12 protein-coding genes are annotated in these 15,355 nt (G+C 72.8%); 4 read left to right on the forward strand and 8 right to left on the reverse strand.

Features of this window, described 5'->3' with window-relative positions; all coding sequences use genetic code 11:
* Positions 1–45 precede the first annotated feature (45 nt).
* The 4 genes from H5965_RS39880 to H5965_RS39895 all read right to left on the reverse strand — a co-directional run bounded on the left by H5965_RS39880 (position 46) and on the right by H5965_RS39895 (position 3,753).
* On the reverse strand, positions 46–1,089 hold the full coding sequence (locus tag H5965_RS39880; protein WP_086850142.1) for a LacI family DNA-binding transcriptional regulator: 1,044 nt from the start codon (positions 1,087–1,089) through the stop codon (positions 46–48).
* 358 nt (positions 1,090–1,447) lie between these two features.
* The gene (locus tag H5965_RS39885) at positions 1,448–2,401 is read right to left on the reverse strand and encodes an endonuclease/exonuclease/phosphatase family protein (protein ID WP_310976245.1); all 954 of its coding nucleotides are present in this window, start codon (positions 2,399–2,401) and stop codon (positions 1,448–1,450) included.
* Positions 2,398–3,321 carry a serine hydrolase gene (locus H5965_RS39890; RefSeq protein WP_310976246.1) on the reverse strand — a complete coding sequence of 308 codons (924 nt, stop codon included), beginning with the start codon at positions 3,319–3,321 and terminating at the stop codon, positions 2,398–2,400. Before H5965_RS39890 ends, H5965_RS39885 begins: the two co-directional genes overlap by 4 nt.
* A gap of 177 nt (positions 3,322–3,498) precedes the next feature.
* Positions 3,499–3,753 carry a hypothetical protein gene (locus tag H5965_RS39895; protein WP_310976247.1) on the reverse strand — a complete coding sequence of 85 codons (255 nt, stop codon included), beginning with the start codon at positions 3,751–3,753 and terminating at the stop codon, positions 3,499–3,501.
* 231 nt (positions 3,754–3,984) lie between these two features.
* Here H5965_RS39895 and H5965_RS39900 point away from each other — a divergent pair, with 231 nt between their 5' ends.
* Positions 3,985–5,448 carry a cellulose binding domain-containing protein gene (locus H5965_RS39900; RefSeq protein WP_310976248.1) on the forward strand — a complete coding sequence of 488 codons (1,464 nt, stop codon included), beginning with the start codon at positions 3,985–3,987 and terminating at the stop codon, positions 5,446–5,448.
* A 4-nt stretch (positions 5,449–5,452) separates the two neighbouring features.
* On the opposite strand, the gene H5965_RS39905 is transcribed toward H5965_RS39900, so the two are convergent.
* Positions 5,453–6,247, reverse strand: coding sequence for an SDR family oxidoreductase (locus H5965_RS39905; protein WP_310976249.1), 795 nt, complete (start codon positions 6,245–6,247; stop codon positions 5,453–5,455).
* A 218-nt stretch (positions 6,248–6,465) separates the two neighbouring features.
* On the opposite strand from H5965_RS39905, the gene H5965_RS39910 reads away from it, so the two are divergent.
* A complete protein-coding gene (locus H5965_RS39910; protein ID WP_310976250.1) occupies positions 6,466–7,083 on the forward strand; it encodes a LysE family transporter in 618 nt (205 codons plus the stop codon).
* A gap of 16 nt (positions 7,084–7,099) precedes the next feature.
* Here H5965_RS39910 and H5965_RS39915 read toward each other — a convergent pair whose 3' ends face one another.
* The 3 genes from H5965_RS39915 to H5965_RS39925 all read right to left on the reverse strand — a co-directional run bounded on the left by H5965_RS39915 (position 7,100) and on the right by H5965_RS39925 (position 13,576).
* A complete protein-coding gene (locus H5965_RS39915) occupies positions 7,100–11,200 on the reverse strand; it encodes a beta-galactosidase (protein WP_310976251.1) in 4,101 nt (1,366 codons plus the stop codon).
* Between the two features lie 388 nt (positions 11,201–11,588).
* Complete coding sequence (locus tag H5965_RS39920) at positions 11,589–12,632, reverse strand: LacI family DNA-binding transcriptional regulator (RefSeq protein WP_310976305.1); 1,044 nt, start codon at positions 12,630–12,632, stop codon at positions 11,589–11,591.
* An 80-nt stretch (positions 12,633–12,712) separates the two neighbouring features.
* The gene (locus H5965_RS39925) at positions 12,713–13,576 is read right to left on the reverse strand and encodes a hypothetical protein (RefSeq protein WP_310976252.1); all 864 of its coding nucleotides are present in this window, start codon (positions 13,574–13,576) and stop codon (positions 12,713–12,715) included.
* A gap of 105 nt (positions 13,577–13,681) precedes the next feature.
* On the opposite strand from H5965_RS39925, the gene H5965_RS39930 reads away from it, so the two are divergent.
* Both H5965_RS39930 and H5965_RS39935 read left to right on the forward strand, forming a co-directional pair.
* Positions 13,682–14,251: an RNA polymerase sigma factor gene (locus H5965_RS39930; RefSeq protein ID WP_310976253.1), complete on the forward strand. Its 570-nt coding sequence runs from the start codon at positions 13,682–13,684 to the stop codon at positions 14,249–14,251.
* On the forward strand, positions 14,248–15,336 hold the full coding sequence (locus tag H5965_RS39935) for a CU044_5270 family protein (RefSeq protein ID WP_310976254.1): 1,089 nt from the start codon (positions 14,248–14,250) through the stop codon (positions 15,334–15,336). The genes H5965_RS39930 and H5965_RS39935 overlap by 4 nt, the downstream gene beginning before the upstream one ends.
* Positions 15,337–15,355: the final 19 nt, after the last annotated feature.

Here is a 15,355-nt window from a genome sequence, read left to right on the forward strand (position 1 = left end):
GCTAACAATCCCTCGGGAACCACCAGGTCCCCGCCGGCCGCCGCGCTACCGCGGTCCGGTGCTCTCGCGCACGATCAACTCGGGGACGACCAGGGCGCGCGCGTGCCGGTCGCCTCCGTCCATCCGCCCGGCCAGCAGGCCGAACGTACGCCGTCCGACTTCGATGAAGTCCTGGCGCACCGTCGTCAGCGGCGGCGTGAAGTACGCCGCCTCGGGGACGTCGTCGAAGCCCGCCACGCGCACGTCCCGCGGCACCGAGATGCCCGCTTCGGCGAACGCGCGCAGCAAGCCCAGTGCCATCTGGTCGTTGCCGGCGAAGACGGCGTCCAGATCCTTTTCCTTGGCGAGGGATCGCCCCGCCTCGTACCCGGAACGCGAGCTCCAGTCGCCGCGGATCACCCGCGGGGCCCCGACGCCGTGGCGTTCCAGGGTTTCCCGCCAGCCGAGCTCGCGGTCACGGGCCTCCAGCCAGTCCTCCGGCCCGGCGATGTGCCACACCGTGCGGTGGCCCAGCGCCAGGAGGTGCTCGGTGGCCCGGCGGGCACCGTCGCGCTGGTCGACGGAGATGACCGGCACCGGTGCCGCCTCCCCGCCGCCGACCGCGACGACCGGGAAGTCCGCGGGCGCGGCTTCGAGCGCCCGGCCCGCGCTGACGTGCGGGGCGATCACGATGACGCCCTCGACCGCCTGGCGGCGCAGGTTCTCCACCGCGTCGGCGATCGACGACCGGCCCGGCCGGCTGACACTCGAGATGGTGATCGCGTACCCGGCTTCCCGGGCGGCGTTCTCGATGCCGTACAGCGTGCTGGCCGGACCGTACAGATTGGACTCGAGCGCGACGACGCCGAGCGTGCCGGTCCGCCCGGTGACCAGCGCCCGGGCCGCCGAATTCGGCCGGTAGCCCAGTTCCTCGATGGCCGCGAGCACCCGGGCCCGGGTCTCGGGGCGCACCGGGCCGGTCCCGTTGATCACCCGGGACACGGTCATGTGGGACACGCCCGCCACGCCCGCGACGTCGGTCAGGCTGGGCTGCCGCGTCCCGGCGGCGGTCGCCTTGACGGGGCCGCCGGAGCGGGGTCGTTCGGCCACCGGCGTCCCCTTCCGTCCGCTCCGACATGGTCTGCGTCACCTGTTCCGGTGACGACGAGGAGTTAGTGTTAGCGATAACACCCACGGGGTCAACCCCGGGTCGCGTAACGGTCTAGTCACATGCTCTTCACCTCGGCCCGCCGACGAATTCGACGGCGCGACCTGCGCGGAGCGTCGTTTGAAATTCACCGCCCGTCAGCACGGCCCGGTGTTCAACGGCATGTTCGCGCCTCCCGCGGCCCGTACCACAACGGACGACACGCGTACCCAGAGGGACGACACAACGGCCCCGTGGGTCGGCGCCGTGTCGTCCATCCAGGTACGCGTGTCGTCCGTTGAGGTACGCGTGTTCGCCGGTTCAGAACGCCACCGTGGCGGCGACGGGCAGGTGATCGCTGCCGGTCGCGGGCAACGTCCAGGCCGCGACCGGGCGCATCCCCGACACGAAGACCTGGTCGATCCGCGCCAGCGGCAGGCCGGCCGGCCAGGTGAAGCCGAAACCGTCGCCCGCTTCGTCCTGCGCGGCCTGCATCCGGGCGGTGATCGGCGCGAGCGCCCGGTCGTCCGCCGTGCCGTTGAAATCGCCGACGAGCACCGTCCGCGGCGCGGATTCCGCGGCGACGGCGTCCGCCAGCAGGCCCATCGCCTCGTCGCGGCCGTTCGCGGTGAACCCGGCGTCGAGCCGGACCCGCACCGAAGGCAGGTGGGCCACGAAGAGCGCCACCGGGCCCTTCGGAGTGTCCACTGTGGTCCGGAGCGCGCGGGTCCACGGCATGATCGCCACCGGCCGCGTGTCGCGCAGCGGGAAGGTGCTCCAGACCCCGACCGTGCCCTGGACCGAGTGGTACGGGTAGCCCGCCGCGAGGGCGTCCTCGTACTTCGGCACCTCGGGCTTCTTCAGTTCCTCGAGCGCGATCACCTGCGCGCCCGCCGCGGCCAGGGCGCGCGCGGTGCCCGCCGGGTCGGGGTTCTCGTCGTTGACGTTGTGCGAGACGACCGTGAGGTCCCCGCCCGGCGAGCGCTTGTCGAACAGCCGGCCGCCGAAGGACCCGCCCCAGGCCAGCACCGGCAGCAGGAGGGCGACCAGCGCGAGCGGGGCGCGCCGGACCAGGGCCGCGACCAGCAGCGGCACGACGAGCAGGCCGGTCCAGGGCAGGAACGTCTCCAGCAGGCTCCCGGCGTTGCCCACCCAGTTGGGCACCAGCGGGTGCGCGAGCAGCAGCAGCGCGGTCAGGACGGCGAAGGCGGCGGTGACCCGCCCCCGCCGCCACGTCGCACCGGTGGCGGCCGGCCGCTCGGTCGTCGCGGTCATCGGGTGACCGCCGGGAGCTCGCGCTGGATCGCGGCGATGAGCGTCGCGCTGTTCTCCAGGGCGGCCCGCAGCCCGGCGGCCGGCGACCCACCCGGGTTCTGGTGCAGGACGACGCCGAGGATCAGCGCACCGTTGCCGGCCCGCGCGGCCCACATCAGCGCCCCTCCGGCCGCGGTGGACGAGCCGGTCTTCAGCCCGATGACGCCGTCGCGGCCGAGCAGGGTGTTCGTGTTGACGACCGCGCCCGGCACGCCGTCGATCCGCAGGCTGGGTGTGGCGACGATGGCGCGGATCACCGGGTTCTTCATCGCCTCGCGGGCCAGCCGCAGCTGGTCGGTCGCGGTGCTCGTGGTCGAGTCCTCCACGCCGCTGGCGCCGGTGTAGGTGGTGCTGGTCATGCCCAGCGCGGCGGCCTCGCGGTTCATCTTCGCGACGAAGGCTTCCTGACTGCCGGCGTCCCACCGGGCGAGCAGCCGGGCGACGTTGTTCCCGGACGGGACGAGCATCAGGGCGAGCAGGTCCCGCTCGCTCAGCCGGCGTCCCGCACGGACCGGCGCGCTCGATTCTTCGGCCGAGGTCGACTCGGCTTCGGCCTGCTCGTCGACGGTGATCTCCGGACCGGCCTCGCCGGGGCCGAGCGGGTGGTCCTTGAGCACCACGTAGGCGGTCATGACCTTGGTGACGCTGGCGATCGGCACCGGCCGCTGCTCGCCGCGGCTGCCGAGCGAGCCCAGGTTCTGGACTTCGACGCTCGCCTGGCCCCCGGCGGGCCACGGCAGCGGGAGGTCGACGTCCGGACGGGCGGCGAAGGCCCGGCCGGCGGTCTCGGGCGGGAAGACGACCCAGCAGGCGGCGGCGAGCGCCACGGCCACGGCGGCGGCAATCCCCGCGGCCAGGGGCGGGATGCGGGTGCGGGCCATCGGTCTCCTCCGGGTGCCGGGTGCGCCGGGTGCGCACCCCGATCACTCTGTCCGGGGAAGATCGCCGGTTCGTCGGGGATGTTCGACAGGTGTGACCCAGGAATGTCCCGATCCCGTACCAAAGCCGGAGGGAACCTTCCCCGCCCGCGACGGGGAGGTCCCCTCCGGCCGGGCCGGTCAGGCCGTCGAACGCTGGATGCAGTCCAGTCCCAGGCCGAGCGGGGTCGCCACGTACTGGCAGACGTGCGACGCGTGCGCCTGGTCCGTCTGCGTGCAGGCGACCGGCACCCCCAGCAGGTCGACCGAGCAGTACGCGTAGAACTGGGTCGAACTGCCCGGCACCATGTCCGCCGACGCCGGCGTGGCCGCGGCGACGACCGCGGAAACCGTGAGTGCAGCGGCCGTGGCCCAAGAAGCGATCCGGGTGTTCATCGTGCTCTCCTTCCGCCGAGCTTTCCCCTGTGGGCCAAGGGGTTCACCGGGGAGAATGCCCCCTCGAACGTCTCTTCAGCTCGGCGTCACCGAAAAGTGTTACGGGCCCCAGCGTTCACATACGTGACCATTGTTCATCCTGTTGACTGCGCTCGGGCCGGTGACCTATAAAGGAAACGTCCGGGTGTCCGCCGCACACCTCCGCAGGTTCCGCTGTTCCGGAGGCCATCGGTGTCCCCACGCCCCTCGTCCCGCCGCGCCGTTTTCCTCGGCGCCGTCAGTGTTTCCACCGTCCTCGCCGTCACCGCCCTCGGCGGGCCACCGTCCGCCCGGGCCGCCGGGGCGGAACTCTCGGCCGCCTTCGCCCGGACGTCGGTCTGGACCGGTGGCTACGGCGGCGGCTACACGATCACCAACCGCGGCGACACCACCGCCACCGGCTGGACCGTCGAGTTCGACCTGCCCGCCGGCTCGGCCGTCAGCAGCTCGTGGAGCAGCGTCCGCACGCAGGCCGGGCAGCACTACCGGTTCACCAACGCCGGCTTCAACGGCACGGTCCCGCCCGGCGGCACCGAGAACTTCGGCTTCACCGTCAGCGGCGCCGGCCTCCCCACCGGCTGCACCGTCAACGGCACGCCCTGCGACGGCGGCCAGGTGACCACGACCCCCACCACCCCGGCCACGACGACCCCGACGTCGACCACCACCGCCCCGCCCGCGGGCGACACCGTCGACGTCGCCACGGCCGCCCAGCTCCAGGCCGCGCTGGCGAACGCCGTCCCGGGCCAGGCGATCCGGCTCGCCGCCGGCACCTACCGCGGTTCCTTCGTCACCACGAAAGCCGGCACCGCGGCCCGGCCGATCACGCTGTCCGGCCCGGCGAACGCCGTCCTGATCAACGACGGCCCCTCCGGCGACGCCCCCGACTGCCCGATACCCACCGCAGGCTGGGACTCCGGCTACGGTCTCTGGCTCGCGAACGCGCCCTACTGGACCCTGCGCGGGTTCACCGTGCAGGACTCGAAGAAGGGCATCGTCGCGGACAACTCGCCGCACACCACCATCGACGGCGTCACCGTCCACCACATCGACGAAGAGGCCGTGCACTTCCGGCGCTCCTCGGCCGACAGCGTGCTGAAGAACTCCACGATCACCTACACCGGCCTGGTGCAGCCCGGCTACGGCGAAGGCGTCTACCTCGGCTCGGCCAACTCCAACTGGAGCTGCCACGGCAACACCGGCGGCGTCGACCGCGGCGACCGGATCCAGGTGCTGGACAACCACATCGGCCCGTTCATCGCCGCCGAGCCGATCGACGTCAAGGAAGGCACCTTCGACGGCGTCATCCGCGGCAACACCTTCGACGGCCGCGGCATCAGCGGCCAGAACTCGGCGGACTCCTGGATCGACGTCAAGGGCATCGGCTACACGATCGAAGGCAACACGGGCACGTTCGCCCCGCCCGGCACGTTCGCCAACGGCTACGAGAACCACAACACGAGCACGAGCCCGTCGTTCGACAACGGCTGCGGGAACGTCTGGCGCGGCAACAAGTCCGACCTCGGCGGCGTGGGCGCCTACGCGATCAAGATCAGCTCCGTGTCGAAGTGCGCGGCGAACCCGAACGTGGTGTACGCGTCGAACACGGTGACGAACGCCCGCTCGGGGCTGACGAACGTCCCGGTCACGCCGTGACGGCTCAGGGCACGATCGCGTCGACGTACCCGCCGTCCACCCGCACGGCCGCACCCGTGGTCGCCGACGCGAACGGCGAACTGAGGTACACCACCAGGTGGGCGATCTCCTCGGGCTCGATCAGGCGCTGCAGCAGCGATTGCGGGCGGTGCTGCTTCATGAACTCGCGCTGGGCCTGCTCCCACGGCAGGTCCTTGTCCACCAGCTCGTAGACGAAGTCCTCCACACCGCCGGTGTGGGTCGGCCCGGCGATCACGGCGTTGACCGTGACGCCGGTGCCGGCCGCGTGCTTGGCGAACCCGCGGGACACGCCGAGCAGCGCCGTCTTCGACACTCCATAGTGGATCATCTCGGCCGGGATGACGATCGCGGAATCGCTGGCGATGTACTGGATCCGGCCCCAGCCCCGGTCGGTCATGCCCGGCAGGTACGCGCGGGTGAGCCGCACCGCGGCCAGGACGTTGACCTCGAAGTAGTGCCGCCAGTCGGCGTCGGTGATGTCCAGCGGCTCCCGGGCGCCGAAGATGCCGAGGTTGTTGACCAGGATGTCGGCGTCCGGCACCTCTTCGACCACCTGGGCCGCGCCGGCCTCCTCGGACACGTCGCCGGGAGCCGGCAGGAAGTCCGCGTCCGGCAGGTCCTCGCGCAGCCGCGCGATGGCCTTGTGGACGCCGGTCTCGCTGCGGCCGTTGATCGCGACCCGCGCGCCCGCCGCGGCGAGGCCCGCCGCGATCGCCGCGCCGATGCCCTGGGTGGAGCCGGTGACGAGTGCCGTCTTCCCGCTCAGGTCGACCCGCATCGTGAAAGCCCTCTCTCGCTCGCGTGCCTCCCCGGGGCCGATTCAAGCACAGCTCCCCGGAGCCCACCGGCTGGAAATGCGGTTGCCCTCCCCCACCGCGGCGGTCACGATCTGCGCATGACCACGTATCGCACCCCGCTCCTGCCGACCGTCGCCGCGACCACCGCGCCGGTCCAGCAGCAGCCGGGCCGTCCGCGGGGGTCGATCACCTCGGCGCCGTGAGCGCCGCGCTGCTCGCCGGCCTGGTCGCCGGCTACGGCATCGCGATCCCGGTCGGCGCCGTGGGGACGTATCTGGTGGCCCTCAGCGCCCGCACGTCACTCCGGACCGGTCTCGCCGCGGCGCTCGGCGTCGCGACCGCCGACGGGGTGTACGCACTGGTCGCCGTGCTCGGCGGGGCCGCGATCGCGGGCGTCATCGCCCCGGTCGCCGGGCCGCTGCGGTGGGCCTCGGCGGCCGTCCTGATCGTCCTCGCCGCCCACGGCGCCCTGCGTGCGGTGCGCTCCCACCGCGCACCGGCCACCCGGCCGGTGACGCCGCTCGCGCCTGGCCGCGCCTACCTGAGCCTGCTCGGCATCACGCTGGTCAACCCGGCCACGGTCGTCTACTTCACCGCCCTGGTGGTCGGCGATCGCGCCGGGGACACCGTCCCCGTCCTCGACCAGGTGGTGTTCGTGCTCGCCGCGTTCGCCGCGTCGGCGAGCTGGCAAGCCGCCCTGGCCGGCGGCGGCGCGTTGCTCGGGCGGGTCCTGACCGGCCCGCGGGGCCGGCTGGTGACGGCGCTCGTGTCGAGCGCGGTGATCACCGCGCTCGCCGTCCGCCTCGTGCTGCCCTGAGCCCGGCCACCCGGGTTCACCGGCTGGGCGGGGTGCCGCAGGTCAGCGTCGGCACCGCCCAGTCGGCGTGGTCCTGGCCGTTGCCGTCGCCGCCGTCGGAGACCACCAGGTCGAGCACCTGGGCTCCGGTGACGTCGACGTCGACCGGGACCGCCGCTTGCCCGCCCCGGACCACCGGCGTCGTCACCTTCGTGACGCCGTCGGCCGAGACGCTGAAGCTCACGCTGCCGCCGGTGCCGGTTTCGCCGTCGACACCCACCGACGCCGTCAGCCGGGTGCAGGCGCCCGCCAAGTAGAGCTGGACGTCGCTCGCCGCGTGGGCGCCGAGCCCCTTGCCGTAGGCCACGCCGCCGATGGTCATCGGCTTGCCGTCGCCCGCGCTCGCTTCGCCGTTGCTCGTGTCGCGTTCCACCGGGCCCCAGCCGTTCGTGGCGGTGAGGAACGGCAGCGAGCCGACGGCCACCTGCCCCGCGGGCGGCGCCGGCGGAACGGCCCCCACGATCCGTTCCCCGGTCACCGAGCCCGCGCGGCCCGCCTGCCGGTAGGCCACCGCGACCTTCAGCGCGGCGGTGTCCACAGTGGAGGGAGGAGTCACGGCCCAGGTGAATGTGGCGGACTTCCCGCTGTCGATCCGCGGTACCGAAGGCGGCGACGCGGCACCGACCGTCCACCCCGCCGGAGCGGTGAGCGCCGGCTTGACGTCGAAGGCGGGCGGCGCGCCCGCGGGCACCCGCACGGTCGCCGACGCGGTGAACGCCTGGCCGCCCGAGGCGGTGTCCGGCGCGGTCAGCGACACCCCGGCCGTCGGTGCCGGCGGCATCGCGTACCGCGCGGGGTCGTAGCCGGGCGAGGCGTTCTGCCGGACGGTCAGCGGCGAGCGGTAGCTGCCGTAGTTGGTCCAGGCGATCGTGCCGAGGCCGCCGGTGCTGCCGTCGAGGTTCCACACCGCGACGGCGATCGTGTTGCGGCCGTTCGGGTTCAGGATGCCGGTGGGGATCGGGAAGCTGTGCTGCGGCCCCAGGTAGTTCACGTACTGGCCGAGCTGCCAGCCGTTGACGAAGAGCAGCGCGCGGTACTGCCGCGCCGGGTCGTCGGTGATGGTCAGGCCGAGCGAGGTGTCCTGGCCGCGCGGCAAATCCAGATCCGCCGCAGTGCGGTACCACGAGACACCGGGGGTCGTGTCCTGCGCCGGGAGCGACGCCGGTGCCCAGCCGCGGTCCGGGAACCCGGGCAGCGACCAGCCCGCGCGCTCACCGTAGAGCCCGCCGGTGTTGAGCGGCCCGCGCACCGGGTCCAGGCCGGTTTCGCCGCCCCGGACGCCCTGCAGCCGCCAGGTCACCGACGTCAGCGGGGTGCCGGTGAGCCGGGCCGCGGTGAGCCCGCGGGCGGCCTTGTTGCCGTTGCTGGCGCCGTAGTCCTCCTCGTGGCCCATGTTCACGGTGAGCACGGAGATCTCGTTGTCGCCCTGGCGCAGCGACCCCGCCGGGAAGGTGAAGGTGTGCTGCGGGCTGGTCGAGCTGCCGAGGAAGGCGCCGTTGAGCCACGCCGAGAACGCGCCGGCCGGGCCGCCGCTCTGGCTCGACAGCGTGATCCCGGTCTGCTTCCCGTCGCCGGTGAAGTGGCCGCGGTACCAGGTGTTGCCGGTGTGGAAGCCGTAGTCGTCGGCGAACAGGACGGGTTTCGTGCCGAGCGCGGTCGAGCTGTTGGAGGTTTCCTTGTCCGCGACCGGCCACGCGGAGTCGTCGAAGGCCGGCTGGCTCTCCGGCGACTCCTGCTGGTGCTTCCAGCCGGTCAGGGCGGGCAGCGTGACGGCCTTCGCGGCCGGCGCCGTTCCGCTGAGGCTGCCGCTCGAAGTCGGCTTCACCGGCACTCGGGAACCGTTCCACAGCACCGCTTTCGCCGTGCCGAAGACCTCGAACGCGCCGTCGGCTCCGGTGTCGCCGGTCAGGCTCAGGGTGCCGTACTGCCCGGCCGTGGTCCGGACCAGGTGGGTGCCGCGGACCAGCACCGGGCCGGACGCGGTGTCCTGACGCCAGAACGTCGCCGCGGTAGCCTTGTCCGCGAGCAGCAGGAGCAGCGGCCGCGCGCCGGGCGCGGTGACGAGCACGCGGGTCAGGCCGTCGTGGGTGTAGTTCAGCCGCAGGTCGCCCCGGGCGGCGTCCCAAGTGGACGTGGCCGCGCCGCCGAGGACCTGGACGGCCGGCTGCTTCGCGAACCGCAGCACGGTCTCCCCCGGCCCGCCCAGGTCGCCGTAGAGCACCGCGACATCCCGGTTGCCGATGGCGGCGCTGGTCAGGATTTCCGACGTCGAGTACTGCATCCGCGTGGCACCGAGGTCGTAGCCGGCGACGAGGATTTTCGACTGCCGCCCGTTCAGCGTGATGCCGGTGCCGGGCTGCTGCGGCACGACCGGGTAGTAGTCGGTGCTGCCGGAGAGCAGGTCGACCGCGTCCACCACGACGTAGGGTGCGGTGGCCTTGGCGTTCTTCTGCCCGGTGACGGCGATCTTCAGCGTGTGCGCCCCGGCGGGCAGGTCCCGGACCTCGTAGCCGGTGACCTGGTTCTGCTTGCCGGCGGCGTAGAGGTCGACCGAGGAGACCTTCGTGTCGTCCAGGTAGACGTCGGCGACGCCGTGGCTCGGGTCCTTCGAGGTCACCCAGCGAATCCCGGTGCCGGTGAAGGGAATGCTGACGCTGTCGCCGGTGACGTTCGAGAACGACTCGGTGTGCTGGTAGTCGCCACCGGTGTAGTCGACTTCGGGGCCGACGTGGCTCCACGTGCCGGTGTAGCCGACCTCGGTGGCGCGGTCGTCGTAGGTGTACCCGGCGTGCGCGGCCAGGTCGAGCGCGACGCTGGTGGTGTTGGTGGCGGTCGACGTCGAATCGCTGTGGCGCAGGGTGTGGAACTGCGTGCGGGTGTCGGGGTTGATCCGCGCGGTGTCGGTGAGGGCCGGGTCGGTCAGCGGCGCGCCGGCCAGGCCGTCGGTCTTGGTCAGCGGGGCGACGGACTGGGTGAAGTAGCCGATCAGCTTGTCTTCGGCGTACTTCGGGTCGAACTGGCGGCCTTCGGTGATCGCGGCGCCGTAGTCGTAGGAGGTGTAGTTCTGCGGAATCGCGCTCCAGCCCCAGGACGTGCCACCGTGCAGCATGTAGAAGCTCTGCCCGGTGGCGCCGACGGCGATGTTCTGCTTGTAGAAGACGTCGGCGAACTGGTCGTTGATCAGCTGGGCGCACTTCTCGTAGCCGGGGCCGCCCCACGGGTCGAAGGCGCCACCCTGGAACTCGGCGGTGATCAGCGGCTTGCCGGGCACGTGGTCGTAGCTGATGTCGGGAACACCGTTCCACCGCGTGGGGTTCGAGCAGTCGAAGCCCTGCGGGTAGGAGTCGGCGGCATCGACGTCGAGCGCGGCGGCCCCGGCGTTGAAGGTCCCGTTGTTGTTGCCGACCAGCGGAACGGTGATCCCGTCGGCGCGCGCCTTGTCCTCGAGGTGCTGCATGTAGGCGCGGCCGTCGGCGTTGCCGTTGTAGTACTCGTTTTCGACCTGGTAGGCGAGCACGCTGCCGGTACCGGTGGTGAGCTGGTGGCGGGCGATGATCCGGTCGATCTGCGTCTGCCACTCGTCGGAGTACTCGAGGTAGACGGGGTCGGCGCTGCGGGTGTGGCCGGGCGTGGTGGACAGCCAGGTGGGAAAGCCACCCCCATCGACCTCGGCGTTGATGTAGGGCCCGGGCCGAGCGATGACGTAGAGGCCGGCTTGCTGAGCCAGGTCGAGGAGCTTGTCGAGGTCCCGGATGCCGCTGAAGTCGTAAACGCCCTGCTTCGGCGAGTGGTAGCCCCAGTCGAAGTACAGAGAGGTCGCGTTGAAGCCGGCGGCCTTCATCTTTTGGAAGATGTCGAGCCAGAGGTCGGGGCTGGGGAGCCGGTAGGAGTGGAACTCCCCGGACCAGAGGTAGGTGCGCGAGCCGTCGACGAGGAAGGAGTAGCCGTCGTAGGTGACGGTGTGGGTGGGGCGCGGAGGAGGCGCAGCGGCGGCTTGGGGAACGGCGACCCCGGCGAAGGCGAGCAGGGCGGAGAGAAGGACGGTGAACAGCGTCCGACAACGGCGGCGGGAGCGCATGCGGAGCCTCCTGAAGCGCGGGGACCACAATCGAACACGAACCTTTGCCGACCGAACAGAAGCGGTCAAGATACAACACCAGGATGGATCAGTGCAGTGGTCTTGTTAGCGCTAACAGCATTCGGGCGAAAGGGAATGCGCGGCCGAGCAATGGGGTCGACCGGGTGGGGTTGGCCGGGTGGGGGTTGGCCCCGCAGGGCGGGCTTGGCACGGGCAGCAAGACCCACACCCCCCGCAACCCCGATCCGAAGCCCCAACACGGCCGGCGGCGCCGTGTCAAGGCACGCTTTCCCGCCTTGACACGGCGCCGCCGGCCGTAGTCACAATCGGGCATCGGGGTCGCGAAACACACCCGAGCAGCAAGACACACCCACCAGGAAAGCCGGGATCACCGAGCCCGAGTACTCTCCCGCACCACCAGCTCGGCCGCCACCAGATGCCGAGCCCCGGCGTCCCCACCGGCCATCCGCTCCTCGAGCAGCCCGAACGTCCGCCGCCCGACCTCGATGAAGTCCTGGCGCACCGTGGTCAGCGGCGGCGTGAAGTACTCCGCCTCCGGCACGTCGTCGAACCCGGCGACCTGCACGTCCTCCGGCACCCGGATGCCCGCCTCGGTGAACGCGCGCAGCAGGCCCAGCGCCATCTGGTCGTTGGCCGAGAACACCGCCTTGAGCCCGCGCTTGCCCACCAGCGCCCGGCCGGCCTCGTAGCCCGACCGCGGGCTCCAGTCGCCGCGGACCACCGCCGGTACTCGCAATCCGCGCCCCTCCAGCGTCTCGCGCCAGCCTCGCTCGCGGTCGCGGGCCTCCAGCCAGTCCTCCGGGCCGGCCAGGTGCCAGACCGTCCGGTGCCCCAGGGACAGCAGGTGCTCGGTGACGCGGCGGGCGCCGTCGTACTGGTCGACCGAGATCACCGGGACCGGCGCCGCCTCGCCGCCGCCGACCGCCACCAGGGGGATGTCCGCGGGGGCCGCCTCGAGGGCGCGTCCGGCCGTCACGTGCGGGGCGATCACCACGATCCCCTCCACCGCCTGGCGCCGCAGGCTCTCCACCGCGTCGCCGATCGACGTCCGGCCCGGCCGCGTCACGCTGCAGATCGCCACGCCGTACCCGGCCTCGCGGGCCGCGTTCTCGATCCCGTAGAGCGTGCTCGCCGGTCCGTAGAGATTGGACTCGAGCGCGACCACACCGAGCGTGCCGGACCGGCCGGTGACCAGGGCCCGCGCGGCCGTGTTGGGCCGGTAGCCGAGCTTCTGCACGGCGGCGAGGACCCGCTCGCGGGTCTCCGGGCGCACCGGCCCGCTCTCGTTGACCACGCGCGAAACGGTCATGTGCGAGACACCCGCCATCCCGGCGACGTCGGCCAGGCTCGGCTGCCGCGGCCCCGGCAGGGGAGTCCTCGTCTGCTCCCCCGGCTTCGCCCGGTCCACCACCCTGGCCCCCTCCACGTCGTACCGTCTCACCACCGAGACGGTACCGCCGAACCGGCGCGGTCCGGACGCCCCGCGCCGCGTCAGGACCACCCGAACGGACGAGAGAGCGCTTTCACGACCGCGGTGACGCGCTGGGTGCCGTCCGCCCGGCTCGTGGCGGCCGGCTGGGCGGTCAGCACGACCACGACGTACCGGCGGCCGGCGACCACCCCGCTGGTGTGCAGGGTGCGGTCCGGGTCGCAGCACGACCAGCCCTGGTTCACCGCCCAGTCGGTGGCGGTGACCGCGGCCGGGACGCCGAAGAGCTGCTCGGACCCGTCCGCGCCGCGGCGGGCCGTGCTGTCGAGGGCCCGCAGGACGATCTGCCGGGTCGCGACGGGAGCGGCGTCGAGCAGGTACCGGTAGCACCGCGCGAGGTCGGCCGCGGTGACCACGGTGCTGCCCCACCGACCGGGATCGGCGGGCGGGCGGGTCGAAGTCATGCCGATCCGCGCGGCCCAGCCGGTCACGATCGCGGGGCCGCCCAGTTCGGCCCACAGCCGGCTCGCGATCGCGTCGTCGCTGCGCGAGAGCATCTCCGCGACGGCGCCCGCGGGCTCGCCCTGCCGCAGCGCTTCGAGCGCGATGAGCAGCTTGACCAGCGCCGCGGCCGGGTACGGCGCGTCCGGCCGGTGGGAGACGAGGTCCCGGCCGGTTTCGCGGTCGTGGACGAGGACGCTCAGCTTCCCGGGCATCAGGTGCGCGAGCTCGACGCCGGTGGGCAACGCCTGCGCCGGCGCCGCGGTCGCCGTCGTGGCCACGCTCGTCGTCAACGACGGCGGGACCACCGGCAGCGATCCGGCTTCGGCCGGCCCCGGCGGGCGCACCGCGGCGGCCACCGCCAGCATCGCCACCACCGCGGCGGCGCACGTCCCGGCGAGCACCATCGCGTTCCTCCTGCGCATACCGGGTGTTGTCCGCAGGCCGCCGCCGTGTTCCCGGATTGTGGCGTGCGTCTCATCCGGATGGGTGGCCGGGGACGGGCGCGGCGGGCCGCGACAACCAGTACCGTGACCAGAATCGTCGAACGGCTGGACCGGCCCGACCTCGCCGCACGGGATCCGAAGGAGATCTTCGCGCGGCTCTTCGACGAGTACGCCCCTCCCCTGCGCGGCTACCTCGCGGGCCGGGTGGGCGTGCACGCCGCCGACGACCTCGTGGCGGAGACGTTCGTCGTCGCGCTGCGAAGACGGGCGAGCTACGACCCGGCGAAGGCGCCGATCCGCGGCTGGCTCTACGGCATCGCCACCAACCTGCTGCGCAACCACGTGCGCCAGGAGGTTCGCGGGTTCCGGCTGACCGCGAAGGCGGGTGTCGAAGACCGCCCGGCCGAGAACCACGACACCACGGTCGCCGGCCGGGTCGACGCGGCGGCGCGCCTGCGCGTGCTCGCCGCCGAGCTCGCCGCACTGTCCGAACAGGACCGCGACGTCCTGCTGCTCACGTCCTGGGCCGGTCTCGAACCGGCCGAAGTCGCCGAGGCGCTCGGCGTGCCCGCGAGCACGGTGCGCTCGCGCCTGCACCGCGTGCGCCACCGGCTCCAGGCCCAGCTCGTCCCCACCGAGGAGAACCAGTCATGAACGAGCTCGACGAGACCCTCGAGCTGCTCCACCGCGAAGCCCGCACCGCACCGGCCGACCTGGCCCCGGCCCGGGCCCGGCTGCTGGCCGAACTCGACGCCGAGCCGGCCGTCCCGCGGCGCCGGCGTCGGCTCGCGCTGCCGATCGCGGCCGTGGCAGCGGGCGTGGCCGCGGTGACCGTGGTCGTGGTCCAGCAGCGTCCGCCGGCTCCCGGCCCGGCCGCCGCACCGCCGGTGACCACGGTCCCGACCGCGGCGGCCCCGGACGTCCGCCTGATGTCGGCGGTCCAGGTGCTGACCCGGGCGGCGGACCTGACCGTCGGCGCGGCCGACCAGCCCGTCGGGCCGGGGCAGTTCCGGTACGTCGCCGAGCACACGTGGGTGCGGCGCGGCGTCCAGACCGGCGACGGCACGGGCTACACGTACCTGTGGGAGCAGGAGATCGACCGCTGGATCCCCGCGAACGAGAACGACGTCTGGCAGGAGACGCGCAAGATCCTGAACACCGGGAAGTTCCTCGGCGGTTCGGTGCCGCAGTCGCAGGCCCCGGAGCCGGAGCTCACGAAGACGGACCAGGGCCAGTGGCAGGGCCGTTGCGGCGACTTCTTCCCGAAGGCCAAGCCGGCCAAGAAGTGCGGCGACGCGACCGACTGGGACAGCCCGGCGTTCTACGCGGCACTGCCCCACGACCCGGCGGCGCTGTACGCGAAGCTGCAGCAGCTGACGAAGGGCCGCGGCTCGACGCCGTCGGCGATGTTCCACTTCGGCATCGAGATCCTCCGCGCGGGCCAGATGCCGGCTGCGCTGCGGGCGCAGTGGTACCGGGCGCTGGCGAAGATCCCGGGCATCACGGTCCTGGCCGCGTCGACGAACCTGGACGGCCGGACCGGTGTCGCGCTCGGACTGGACGACCGGCACGAGATCCGGCAGCTGATCATCGACCCGGCGACGGGCGGGTTCATCGGCGAGCGCACGATCGCCGGCGCGGAACCGGAGGAGCCGTGGCTCAGGCCGGGCACGGAACTGGGCGCGAGCGCGATCACGACCGGCGTGGCCGGACGGCTCGGCGAGGTCCCGCCGAGGTAGCGACACGGGTCCCCGGTGG

It is taken from the genome of Amycolatopsis sp. 505, from assembly GCF_031625235.1.
In the GTDB taxonomy this organism is placed as follows: Bacteria; Actinomycetota; Actinomycetes; order Mycobacteriales; family Pseudonocardiaceae; genus Amycolatopsis.

Bases quoted from the DNA above. Each gene is read 5' to 3' on its own strand.
- H5965_RS39890 (WP_310976246.1), bottom strand. From the start codon at position 3,321: ATGGCCCGCACCCGCATCCCGCCCCTGGCCGCGGGGATTGCCGCCGCC.
- H5965_RS39905 (WP_310976249.1), bottom strand. From the start codon at position 6,247: ATGCGGGTCGACCTGAGCGGGAAGACGGCACTCGTCACCGGCTCCACC.
- H5965_RS39895 (WP_310976247.1), bottom strand. From the start codon at position 3,753: ATGAACACCCGGATCGCTTCTTGGGCCACGGCCGCTGCACTCACGGTT.
- H5965_RS39885 (WP_310976245.1), bottom strand. From the start codon at position 2,401: ATGACCGCGACGACCGAGCGGCCGGCCGCCACCGGTGCGACGTGGCGG.
- H5965_RS39925 (WP_310976252.1), bottom strand. From the start codon at position 13,576: ATGCGCAGGAGGAACGCGATGGTGCTCGCCGGGACGTGCGCCGCCGCG.
- H5965_RS39915 (WP_310976251.1), bottom strand. From the start codon at position 11,200: ATGCGCTCCCGCCGCCGTTGTCGGACGCTGTTCACCGTCCTTCTCTCC.
- H5965_RS39935 (WP_310976254.1), top strand. From the start codon at position 14,248: ATGAACGAGCTCGACGAGACCCTCGAGCTGCTCCACCGCGAAGCCCGC.